Origin of the sequence: Caulobacter ginsengisoli, assembly GCF_030814835.1 — a bacterium.
Lineage (GTDB): Bacteria > Pseudomonadota > Alphaproteobacteria > Caulobacterales > Caulobacteraceae > Caulobacter > Caulobacter ginsengisoli.
In genome coordinates this window covers 74,503-86,049 of record NZ_JAUSVS010000004.1, presented here as the reverse complement: position 1 = coordinate 86,049, position 11,547 = coordinate 74,503, and the positions used below count along the sequence as shown (strand labels likewise).

Here is an 11,547-nt window from a genome sequence, read left to right as displayed (position 1 = left end):
CTGGCGGGGAGTCCGATCCCGCTTGTTTCTCCCTTCCTCCATCGAGGAGGAAGGGTTCTTAGGGGCAGTTACTTCCGCGCCTTCTCCGCCGCGATCCAGCGGTCGATGCGGCCTTCCAGCAGGTCCATCGGCAGGGGACCGGCCAGCAGCACCGCGTCATGGAACCGCCGGATGTCGAACTTCCCGCCCAGCTCCGCCTTGGCCTTGGCGCGCAGGCTCATGATCTTCAGCTCGCCGATCTTGTAGCCCAGCGCCTGGCCCGGCCAGGCGATGTAGCGGTTCAGCTCGTTCTCGATGTTGAGCGGCGCCAGGGCGGTGTTGTCGGTGAAGCAGGTCCGCGCCTCTTCCTTGGTCCAGCCCAGCCAGTGGATGCCGGTGTCGGCCACCAGGCGGCAGGCCCGCCACATCTCCATGGAGAGGCGGCCGAACTCGTCATAGGGGGTCAGATAGATGCCCATCTCGTCGCCCAGCTGTTCGGCATACAGGCCCCAGCCCTCGGTGAAGGCGGTCATGTCGGCGTCGCGGCGGAAGGCCGGCACGTCGTCCAGCTCCTGCCCCAGGGCGATCTGCAGATGGTGGCCGGGCACCGATTCGTGCAGGGCGAGCGCGGTCATCTCATAGAGCGGCCGCTGGTCCAGGTGGCTGGTATTGACCATGAAGCCGCCGGCCACCCCCTGGCGCGGGCTGCCGGTGAAATAGCGGGCCGAGGTGTAGCCCTCGGCGATCTCGGCGGGCACGGGCCGCACGCCATAGGTCAGGCGCGGCAGGGTTCCGAACCAGCGCGGCAGCTGGTCGTCGATCCGCTTGGCGATGGTGCTGGCGTAGCTGAGCAGCTCTTCGGGGGTCTTGGCGTAGAAGCGCGGGTCGGTGCGCAGATAGGCGATGAACTCCTGCAAGGAGCCCTTGAAGCCGGTCTGGGCCATGACGGTCAGCATCTCGGCCCGGATGCGGGCGACCTCGCTGACGCCCAGGGCATGGATCTCGTCGGGGGTCATGGCCGTGGTGGTGAAATAGCTGACCCGCCATTGGTAATAGGCCTTGCCGTCCGGCAGGGTGGAGGCGCCCAGGCCGGGGCGGGCGGCGGGCAGGTATTCCTTCTCCATCAGCTCGGCGAAGTCGCGCTGGGCGGGACGGACCTTGTCCTTCAGCACGGCCAGCGCCCGGGCCCGCAGCTCGGCCTGGCGGGCGGGGGAAATCGAGGCCGGCAGCTTGACGAAGGGGGCCAGCAGCGGGTCGGTCTCCAGCGGGGCGTCGGCGGCTCTACGGGCCTGGCCGGCGACGATGACGGCGATCAGTTTGGGCTGGGTGAAGCCGTCCCTGATGCCCCGGCGGATGTTGGCGAGGTTGTCGGCATAGTATTTCGGCATCGCCTCCAGCCGGGCGATCCAGGCCAGGGCGTCGGCCTCGCTGTCGATCGGCGTCGAGCTGGCCAGATAGGCCATGGTCTGGTGGAAGCCGCTATCGCTGTTGAAGGGCATGCGGCCGGTGTCGAAGCGGATGTCCTGCAGCTGGTCGTTCAGGATGCGCTCCAGGAAACCCTGGTTGAGCTTGGAATCCTCGGACAGGCCGGCGGTCGGCACGGCCCGCACGCGCTTGTCGAAGGCCAGCAGGGCCACCTTGCGGGCCGCGTCCGAGGTCGGGGTGATGTCCGGCAGCTTCGACAGCGCGGCCTTGTCGCCGTTGATGCCGGCGCCGATCGGGTCCTGGGTTTCGTACCAGGCCTGATAGTCGCGCACGATGGCCTGCATGGCCTTCTCGTCAGCGGGCGTGGCGTGGGCGAGGGCGGGAACCGCCAGCAGGGTCAGGGCAACGGCGAGGGCCTTGAGCATCGGGCGACTCCAGTTTGAGAGCCGCAGGCTGGGCCATTCACCGGCAGGATCAACCGGAAAAGCGCGGAAACCTTGCAAGGCCGTGGGGCGGCGCGGGCCGTAGGTTTTGTCCACGAACCACACGAAAAACACGAACGGAGCCGCGCCGAAGGCGCCTCTACCGGCCGAAGGCCATCCATAGAGAAAGGACCCTCCGGGTCGAGACGCGAGTGACCCGTTCGTGTTGTTCGTGTGGTTCGTGGACAATTCTTACTGCGCCTCAGCCACACAAACCGCCGGGTCTGGCCAACCCGCGCGGCGCACGCCAATGTCGCCGCCTATCCTGGGGAGGACAGCTGATGTTCCTGACGCGGCGCAAATCGATCGACACCCTGCTCGACCACGCCGAGCACCATCAGCTGAAGAAGACCCTCTCCTGGCCCCATCTGATCGCCCTGGGCGTCGGGGCCATCGTCGGCACCGGCATCTACACCTTGATCGGGGTCGGGGCGGGCCTGGCGGGGCCGGCCGTCATCCTGTCCTTCGTCATCGCCGGCGCGGTCTGCGCCTGCGCGGCCCTGGCCTATGCCGAGATGTCGACCATGATGCCCGCCGCCGGCAGCGCCTACACCTACAGCTACGCGGTGCTGGGCGAGGGGCTGGCCTGGATCGTCGGCTGGAGCCTGATCCTGGAATACACCGTGGTCTGCGCCGCCGTCGCCGTCGGCTGGTCGGGCCATGCGGCCGAGTTCCTGCCCTGGTTGCCCAAGGCGCTGCTGGCCGGGCCCTGGGATCCGACCAATCCGGGCCTGATCAACCTGCCGGCGGTGTTCATCTCGCTGGTGGTCACCGCCCTGCTGGTCATCGGCACGCGGGAAAGCGCCACGGTCAACATCGTGCTGGTGATGATCAAGATCAGCGCGCTGGCCCTGTTCGTCGCCCTGGCCGCCCCGGCCTTCAATCCCGACCACTTCCACCCCTTCATGACCCGCGGCTTCAGCGGCGTGGAGCCGGATGGCACTAAGATCGGCGTGATGGCCGCCGCCTCGATCATGTTCTTCGCCTTCTACGGCTTCGACGCGGTGTCGACGGCGGCGGAGGAGACCAAGAACCCCGGCCGCAACCTGACCATCGGCATCGTCGGCTCGATGCTGATCTGCACCCTGATCTACATGGTGGTGGCGGGCGCCGCGATCGGGGCCCTAGCGGTTCCGGAATTCGCCGCCGCCGCCGCGCCTCTGGTCAACGTGCTGAAGGTGCTGAAACACCCTCTGGCCGGCGAGATCATCGCCGGCGCCGCCGTCCTGGCCCTGCCGACGGTGATCATGGCCTTCATGTATGGCCAGAGCCGCATCTTCTTCGTCATGGCCCGCGACGGCCTGCTGCCGATGGGCATGGCCAAGGTGAACGCCAAGACCGGGACCCCGGTCATCATGACGGTGTTCACCGGGGTCGTCGCCGCTGTCATCGCCGGCGCCGTGCCACTGGCCGACATCGCCGCGGTGGCCAACGCCGGCACCCTGTGCGCCTTCATCGCCGCCCTGATCTGCATGATGATCCTGCGGGTGCGCGATCCGGGCCGGGCTCGCACCTTCCGGACGCCGCTGTGGCCGGTGGTCGGCGTGGCCGGGATCGCCGGCTGCCTCTATCTGTTCACCACCCTGCCCGACACGGCCATCAAGGCCTTCTTCATCTGGAACGGCGTCGGCGTGGTCGCCTACCTGCTCTACGGCATGCATCAGAGCCGGTTGGCCAAGGCTGCCTAGAGCAGCACCTCGCCCCCGGAAGGCTTGGGAGTCGGCCCGGGCGGCGGCGTCACGGGTCTTGGCCGAACCGGCCGCACCAGCCGCGCCACGCGGCTGAGCAGCTGGGTGTCGCTGAACGGCTTGGCCAGGAAGTCGCGGGCGCCCAGGCCGATGGCCTTCTGCACGTCGTCCGGCGCGTTGCGGGCGGTCAGCATCATCACCGGGATGCTGGCGGTCTGCGGCGTCTGTTTCAGCTGCTTCAGCACGCTGAAGCCATCGAGGCCCGGCATGTTGACGTCCAGGATCACCCCCGCCGGTCGAATCTCGGCGATGCCGTGGATCGCCTCGTAGCCGCTCCGGGCGTGCGCGGTGAGGTAGCCGGCCAGCTGCAGCCGGGTCACGATCAGGTCCAGGATCATCCGGTCGTCGTCGGCGACGAAGATCAGTTGTTTGCGCGCCTCAAGCTGCCGCATAATCGGCCTCCGGGTCGTCGTCGCACAGCAGTTCCGCCAGGACGCCGAGCAGGCGGCCCGCCTCGATCGGCTTGCCCACCACCGCATCGAACAGCCCGCCCGCGGTCAGCGAAGCGTCGGCGGTGAAGCCGACGATGGGAACGCCGGCGTTGGGGCCCGGTTCCGCGCGGATGGCCCGGGCGGCCGTCTCGCCGTCCATGACCGGCATGCGCAGGTCCATCAGGATCAGATCGAAGGGCTGGGCGCGGGCCAGGGCGACGGCCTGGGCGCCGTCGCCGGCCTCGGTCAGTTCCACGTCGCAGGTCGACAGGATGGCCCGGACCAGTTCGCGGTTCACCGGACTGTCGTCGGTCACCAGGATGCGGCTGCCGATCGGCAGCCCTCCCGACACGGACGGGTCGCCGCCATCGTCAGAGGCCTCGACCGCGACGGCCGGCAGGGTGAACTGGAACACCGAACCCTCGCCGGGCCGGCTGGACGCCCCGATGACGCCGCCCATGGCCTCGACCAGGCCCTTGCAGATGGCCAGTCCCAGGCCCGTGCCGCCGTGCTGGCGGGTCGAGGAGGCGTCGACCTGGGAAAAGCGCTGAAACAGGCGGAGCAGCTTGTCCGGGGGAATCCCGGGGCCGGTGTCGATCACCCGGCAGGAGAGGATCTGGCCGGCGGCGTCCCAGTCGGCCGCCACCGTGACCTGGCCCGTGGCGGTGAACTTCACCGCATTGCCGACCAGGTTGAGCAGGATCTGGCGCAGGCGGTCGGGATCGAGGGACAGGGTGGGCGGCAGGTTCTCCAGGCCCAGGGTGACCAGGCCGATCTCCTTGTCGTCGGCGGTGGTCTCGAGCAGGGCGACGGCCTCGGCGATGACCGCGGCGGGCTCGGTCGGAACCTTGTGGATCTCGACCTGGCCGGCCTCCAGCTTGGAGAAGTCGAGGATGTCGTTGACCGTCGACATCAGGGCCTTGCCGGCGGTGGTCAGGCGCTGGACATAGCCGCGCGTCGCCGGGGTCAGTTCGGGCTGCTCGGCGACCAGCCGGGAAAAGCCCAGCACCGCGGTCAGCGGCGTGCGCAGCTCGTGGCTCATATTGGCCAGGAACTCGGCCTTCACCGCCGCCGCCGACTCGGCCTCGGCGCGCGCCTGCTCCAGGCTGGCCTCGAGCGCCTTGTGGGCGGTGACGTCGCGGACGACGTCGGTCAGGCCGGCGAACCTGCCGGCGCTGTCGCGGTAGAAGACCGGCTTGGATTCCAGCCAGATTTCCTGTCCGTCCTTGCGCGTGGTGCGGAACTGGATCGGCCAGGGGGCCAGGGCGCCGTCGGAGGCGTGGACGGCGCGGCACATGGCCAGCATCCGCGCGGCGTCCTCGTCGTTCATCAGCGACAAGGACGATCGGCCGACCAGCTCCTCGGGCGCAAAGCCGGTGATGGCCAGGCTGGCGGACGAGACATAGGTCAGGGTCGCGTCCAGCGCGCTTTCGGTGATGATGTCCGGCGCGGTGTCGGCGAGGCGGCGGTGGCGGGCCTCGCTCTCGGCCAGGGCCGCCTTGATGGCCCGCCGGGCGGTGACGTCGCGCAGGACGGTGATGATCTCCACCACCTGGCCGTCGGCGTCGCGCAGCTGGCTGGGCCGGCCCTCGAGCCAGACCGGGGCGCCGGCCTTGTCCAGTACGCAGTGTTCGTGCTGGACCGACGGATCGAGCGCTTCGGCCCCGAACAGCTCCTCGAGCACGGCGGCGCTCTGCGCCAGGTGCTCGGGGGCGACGATGCTCAGCACCGGCTGGCCGCTCAGCTCTTCCGGGGTGTAGCCCAGGGCGCGGATGGCCGGCGAGACATAGCGCAGCAGGCCGTCGCGCCCGCAGCGGACCAGGATGTCGGTGGAATGCTCGGCCAGGGTCCGGTAGCGCAGCTCACTCTCGGCCAGGGCCATCTGGATCAGGCGCTGCTCGGTAACGTCGGTCAGCACGCCGACCACGGCCGAGATGGCCCCGGTCGCATCGCGCTCGACCCGCGAGCGGCCTTCCATGTAGCGCAGCTCACCCTTGGCGTTGATGATGCGGGTCTCCGTCGCCTCCTCCCCCTCGCCGTCGGCGAGTTGGCGGGCCAGGCTCTCCCTGGCGCGGGCGGCGTCCTCCGGATGGGTCATCGCCATCAGGGCCTCGAGATCCAGAGGCTGGGCCGGATCGAGGCCATAGATGCGGTACATCTGGGGCGACCAGTCGACCTCGAAGGTGCGGGCGTCCAGCCGCCAATGGCCCAGGCCGGCGACGGCTTCGGCCGCGTCGGCCCGGCGGGTCAGCTCCTCGGCGGCCTCGCGGGCCCGCACCAGTTCGTCTTCCTGCCGCTTCTGCTGGGTGTTGTCGCGGATGACGGCGACGAATTCCGCCGGCTGGCCCGCCGCTTCGCGGACCAGCTGCAGACTGGTCTCGACCCAGACGGCATGGCCGGCCTTGTGCAGACAGCGATGCTGCAGGATCCGGCGATCGGCCCCGCCCGCCAGGTCGGTGAAGGCCTGCAGGACCATGGCGCGGTCGTCGGGATGCACGAAGGTCTGGGCGGGCCGGCGGGCCATTTCGCGGGGCTTGTAGCCCAGCAGCCGCTCGATGCCGGGCGAGATGTAGTCGCTCGAGCCGTCCAGCCGGATGGAGGTGATGACGTCGGCCATGCTGTCGGCCAGCAGGCGATAGCGGCGCTCGGCGCGGCCCGGTTCGTGGCGAGCGGGTCGCGGGCCCTTCGCGGCCGTCGTCGGCTTGTCTGCGGAACGGGTCATGATCGGCGCCTTTTTCGCCGGACCAAGGGCCGCTATCCGCGTTGAAGGAATCCTAATTTTCAGGCGCGCGAAGTGCCGCTATTGCTCATCCTGGGGGCAAACAACTCACACTGCGCGCAAGCGCCGCGCCACTGGCGCGGACCTTTGACCTCAGGCGGCGGCCCGAACCCCCGTCGAGAACCGTTGCAGCCGGCGGCCCAGTTCGGCCGTCTCGTCCTGCAGCGACCGTGCGGCGGCCGAGGTCTGTTCGACCATGGCGGCGTTCTGCTGGGTGACCTGGTCCATGTGGGCGACGGCGGTGTTGACCTGGCCCAGGCCCTGGGACTGTTCGTTCGTCGAGCCGGCGATCTCGCCAAGCTGGTCATGGATCGAGGAGACCTTGCCGACGATGGCGTCCAGCGCCTCGCCCGCCCGGCGGACCAGGGCGACGCCACCGGCCACCTCGTCGGAACTGGCCTGGATCAGGTCCTTGATCTCCTTGGCCGCGTCGGCCGATCTCTGTGCGAGAGCGCGGACCTCGGTCGCCACCACGGCGAAGCCGCGACCGGCCTCGCCGGCCCGGGCCGCCTCGACCCCGGCGTTCAGGGCCAGGAGATTGGTCTGGAAGGCGATCTCGTCGATCACCCCGATGATCCGGCCGATCTGGCCGGACGAGGTCTCGATCCGCGCCATGGCCTCGATGGCCGCGTGCACGACCTCGCCGCTGGCGTCGCCCTGGGCGCGGGCGTCGGCGCTCAGCCGGTTGGCGGCCTCGGCGCCATGGGCGGTGCGGGAGATGGTGGCGGTGATTTCCTCCAGGGCCGCGGCGGTCTCTTCCAGACTGGCGGCCTGTTGTTCGGTCCGGCGGGAGAGGTCGTCGGCGGCCCCGCTGATCTCCTGCGAGGCGGTGCGGACGCTCTGGGCCACCTGGCCGACGGCGGCGACCACCTCCGCCAGGCTGGCGGCGGCGGCGTTGAAGTCGGTCCGCAAGGTCTGGAAGCGCTCGGCGACCGGGGTTTCGATCCGCACGGCCAGGTCGCCCGCCGACAGGCGTTTCAGCGCCTCGGCCAGGGCGGCGACCACCTGTTGCTGCTCGCGCTCCGCCCGCGCCTGTTCGGCGGCCGATCGCTCGCGGTCGGCCTCGCCCAGCCGGCGAGCCTCCTCGGCCTGCTCGCGCAGGGTCCGCCGCTCCAGGGCGCTTTCGCGGAACACCGCCACCGACTCGGCCATCGAGCCGATCTCGTCGCGCCGACCGGCGAAGGGCGGCGCCTCTTCGTAGTCGCCGGTGGCCAGGCGACGCATATAGCCGGCGATCCGCAGCACGGGAGCCAGCACCTGGCGGCGCAGGGCCCAGACCCCCGCCCCGATGATGGCCCCCATCACCAGGCCCAGCCCGGACATCAGCCCGACCGAGCGGGCCTGATCGCGGCCGGCGACAGCCTCGGTGCGGGCGTTATCGGCGGCGATCATTGGCACCATGAGGTCCACGGCCTGCCGATGGCGTTGGTAGGCGGCGGTCAGCTCCGGCAGCAGGCGCTGGACCTCCGCCTGGTTGGCCGCGGCGATGGCGGGCATCAGCTGTTGTTGGCTCAGGGTCCAGAACTGCGCGGCAGCCTGGTGGGAAGCGCCCAGCAGGATGGCCTTGACCTTGGGGTCGTAGTCACTGGCCCGCCAGACCGCCAGCCGCTGGTCGTATTCGGACCTCAGCCGGGACAGCTTGGCGCCGGCTTCGTCGGCGGTGATGACGCCATCCGCCGCCTCACGCACCGTCAGATAGGCCTCGATGATGTAGAGCGGCGGCGGCAGCATGTCCGCCGTCAGGTCCTTGCCGGCGATGATGGCGTCATAGTGCCGGCCCCCGACGCGGATGGTGTCGATGGTCGACCAGGCCACCAGGGCCAGCGCCAGAAGCCCCCCCACCAGGGCCGCGGCGAAGAGGTTCAGGGCGGTTGAGATTCGCATGTGAGGCGGTCCGTGCAAAGGATCGCCGCCATTGCACGCGATGACCTATAACAACGGCTTAACCATAAATCGCTGTGCGACGGGGCGTCGCGCTCAGGGTGCGATCTCGGCCCCGAACGCCGCCAGATCCTTGATCAGCCCGCGCGCCGCGGTCGCCACCAGCTCGCCGCCCTTTTCCGGCGTGGCCAGGGCGGGGTCCGAACCCATGCGGCCGTCGGCGTAGCGGGCGCGGAAGTCCAGGGCCTCGCGGATCGGGCCGGTCGGGGCGATCTGCGGGGCGTAGTTGGCCGTCTTGATCGCGTCCGGATAGGCCCACTGGGTGACGGCGATCTCGGACGGGGTGGCGTGGCTGCCATGACCGACCGGGAACTGGCGGTTGGCCAGGCCCAGCACCTCGGGCAGGTCCCACCAGTTCTTCAGCTTGCAGGCGAAGGGCGCGCGGCGGCCAGTATAGCTGTACTCGGCATAAATCTCGGAAAAGGCCGCCTCGATGGAGGCGACATTGCCGCCATGGCCGTTGAGGAAATAGATCCGGGTAAAGCCATGGCCGGCCAGCGAGCGCACCCAGTCGCCGATGGCGGCGATGAAGGTGCTGGGCCGCAGCGAGATCGTCCCCGGGAAGGCCAGGTGATGCTGGGCCATGCCGATGTTGAAGGTCGGGGCGATCAGGATGTCGGCGTCCTTCTGGGCCTCGGTGGCGATGATCTCGGGACACATCCAGTCGGTGCCGAGCAGGCCCGTGGGGCCGTGCTGCTCGTTGGAGCCGATGGGCACGACCACGCTGGTCGAGCGGGTGAGGAAGGCCTCGATCTCGGGCCAGGAGGAGCGGTGCAGGAGCATGGGCGTGAGGTAGCGCTTGCGGCGTCCCGGCGCTAGCCTCGGCTGATGAGCGAGACGCCCCACCAGCGCGCCGAGGCCGAGCTGACGGCCTTTGGCCTGACTCTGCCCGAGACCGATGCGGGCCTGGGCTGGGCGTTCACGCGCGTGCTCCGGGTGAGGGGCAGGATGTTCGCCATCTTCGGCGACAAGGCCCAGCCGATCGACCAGCTGACCGTCACCGTCAAGCTGCCGATCTCCTTCGAGATGGTGCAGGACCTGTGGTTCGTGCGCGAAAGCCGCGGCTGGTATCGCCAGCACCAGTGGGCCATCGCCCATTTCGGCCCGGACGACGACCCGTTCAGCGAGATGGAGACGCTGAAGGGCTGGCTGAGGCAGAGCTATGCGGCGATCGCGCCGAAGACGCTGGCGCGGCTGGTCTGACGATGCAGCAGACGCTCCACCAGCGCGCCGAGGCCGAGCTGATCGCTTACGGCCTGAGCCTGCCCGAGACCGACGTGATCCCCTGGCTGGCGGCCCACTATGTCCGGGTCAAGGGCAAGGGGTTCGCCGTCGTCGGCGACAGGGGTCAGGCCGACGAGCTGAAGCTGGTCGTCAAGCTGCCGGTCTCCTACGAAATGATCCAGCACCTGCCCTTCGTGCGTGAAAGCGTCGGCTGGCACCGGCAGCACCAGTGGGCGATCATCCATTTCGGTCCGGACGATGACCCGTTCGGCGAGATGGAGACCCTGAAGGGCTGGATGCGTCAGAGCTACGTGGCGATGGCGCCGAAGAAGCTGGGACGGTTGGTTGAGGGGCTAGGGGCTAGGGGCTAGGGGCTAGGGGCTGGCTAATCCCTAACCCCTCTCCCCTAGACCCTTCTGAATACGCGATCACCGCCCGCGTCACCGCCTGCATCATCGCCTGGCGCGTCTTCACCGGGGCCGTGGTCTGGCCGATCAGCACCACCACGACATAGGTGCGGCCGTCCGGGCCGGTCAGCAGGCCGACATCGTTGAAGCCGGTCGCCAGCTGCTCGTCGACCTGGCCGGTGCCGGTCTTGTGGGCGTAGCGCCAGCCGGGCGAGAGGCCGCCGCTCAGCCGCTCGGGACCGGTGATGGCGTGGGCCATCAGGCTCAGCATGCGCTGGGTGCCGGCCGGCGAGAGCAGTTCGCCGCGATAGAGCCGGGCCAGGGCGTCGGCCAGGGCGTCGGGTGTTGCGCCGTCGGGAGGATCGGCCAGATAGGCCTTCAGCGCGGCCAGGCGCCGGTCGGGCGGCAGGGCCTCGCGGTCGACCCAGAAGGCGCGGCCGAAGCTGTATTCGGGTTTCCAGCCCGGCAGGCCCGCCGCCTCGATCTGCAGTTCGCGCTCGCCCGGACCGAAACGGATGTCTGGGCCCAGGTTCTTGGCGGCCAGCACCGCCTGCACCGCCCAGGGTCCGCCGACCCGGCGAACCAGGGCCTCGTTGGCGGCGTTGTCGCTCAGGGTCAGGGCATGCTCCATCAGGCTCTGCAGGCTGATGGCCAGGCCGCCGTCGCCGACCCGGTCGCGCAGGGGCTGGTTGAAGATGGAAAGGTCGGCCTTGGTGATCACTACGGCTTCGGTCGGCGAGATCCGGCCGTGGTCGACGCCGTCGAGCAGGGCCAGGGTCGCCCAGAGCTTGGCGACCGACTGTTGGGGCAACAGCTTATCGCCATTCCAGGAGGTTCCCCAGCCGCCGGAAATGTCGACCACCGCGATGCCGGTCTCGCCATCGATGGATTGGCCCAGGCGGGCGATCTCGGCGGTGAGCTGGTCGCGGGCCGGCGTGGAGGCCAGGACGGCGGGGGGCGGCAGGGCTGGCGGCGGCGGTGGGGCCGGCTGCAGGGCGAACCAGGCCAGGCCGGCGGCCAGGACCGCCAGCACGCCCACGCCGACCATGGCCAGGATACGCCCCATCCGGCGACTTGATCATGGCGGCGCCCGCGACGCTATGCGGCGCAACCGCCGGGCGCGGCCCGCGT

9 protein-coding genes are annotated in these 11,547 nt (G+C 69.8%); 3 read left to right on the top strand and 6 right to left on the bottom strand.

Annotation, left to right across the window (positions count from 1 at the left end; all coding sequences use genetic code 11):
- Window positions 1-68: 68 nt before the first annotated feature.
- Complete coding sequence (locus tag QO010_RS12065; RefSeq protein ID WP_307349438.1) at window positions 69-1,829, bottom strand: DUF885 domain-containing protein; 1,761 nt, start codon at window positions 1,827-1,829, stop codon at window positions 69-71.
- A 335-nt stretch (window positions 1,830-2,164) separates the two neighbouring features.
- Between QO010_RS12065 and QO010_RS12060 the strand changes: the two genes are divergently transcribed.
- Window positions 2,165-3,574, top strand: a complete 1,410-nt coding sequence (locus QO010_RS12060) for an amino acid permease (RefSeq protein ID WP_307349829.1) — start codon at window positions 2,165-2,167, stop codon at window positions 3,572-3,574.
- On the opposite strand, the gene QO010_RS12055 is transcribed toward QO010_RS12060, so the two are convergent.
- The 4 genes from QO010_RS12055 to QO010_RS12040 form a co-directional block, all read right to left on the bottom strand.
- A complete protein-coding gene (locus QO010_RS12055; RefSeq protein ID WP_307349437.1) occupies window positions 3,571-4,026 on the bottom strand; it encodes a response regulator in 456 nt (151 codons plus the stop codon). The two genes, QO010_RS12060 and QO010_RS12055, sit on opposite strands and share 4 nt — an antisense overlap.
- The gene (locus QO010_RS12050) at window positions 4,013-6,787 is read right to left on the bottom strand and encodes a PAS domain-containing hybrid sensor histidine kinase/response regulator (RefSeq protein WP_307349436.1); all 2,775 of its coding nucleotides are present in this window, start codon (window positions 6,785-6,787) and stop codon (window positions 4,013-4,015) included. The genes QO010_RS12055 and QO010_RS12050 overlap by 14 nt, the downstream gene beginning before the upstream one ends.
- 150 nt (window positions 6,788-6,937) lie before the next feature.
- Window positions 6,938-8,728: a methyl-accepting chemotaxis protein gene (locus tag QO010_RS12045; RefSeq protein ID WP_307349435.1), complete on the bottom strand. Its 1,791-nt coding sequence runs from the start codon at window positions 8,726-8,728 to the stop codon at window positions 6,938-6,940.
- A 93-nt stretch (window positions 8,729-8,821) separates the two neighbouring features.
- Window positions 8,822-9,568 (bottom strand): creatininase family protein, encoded by a 747-nt coding sequence (locus QO010_RS12040; protein ID WP_307349434.1) that lies wholly within the window; start codon window positions 9,566-9,568, stop codon window positions 8,822-8,824.
- Window positions 9,569-9,613: 45 nt separating this feature from the next.
- On the opposite strand from QO010_RS12040, the gene QO010_RS12035 reads away from it, so the two are divergent.
- Window positions 9,614-9,988 (top strand): MmcQ/YjbR family DNA-binding protein, encoded by a 375-nt coding sequence (locus QO010_RS12035; protein ID WP_307349433.1) that lies wholly within the window; start codon window positions 9,614-9,616, stop codon window positions 9,986-9,988.
- Between the two features lie 2 nt (window positions 9,989-9,990).
- Window positions 9,991-10,380, top strand: coding sequence for an MmcQ/YjbR family DNA-binding protein (locus QO010_RS12030; protein ID WP_307349432.1), 390 nt, complete (start codon window positions 9,991-9,993; stop codon window positions 10,378-10,380).
- Here the strand turns inward: QO010_RS12030 and QO010_RS12025 are convergent.
- Window positions 10,370-11,482 (bottom strand): serine hydrolase, encoded by a 1,113-nt coding sequence (locus tag QO010_RS12025; protein WP_307349431.1) that lies wholly within the window; start codon window positions 11,480-11,482, stop codon window positions 10,370-10,372. The genes QO010_RS12030 and QO010_RS12025 overlap by 11 nt on opposite strands.
- Window positions 11,483-11,547 lie beyond the last annotated feature (65 nt).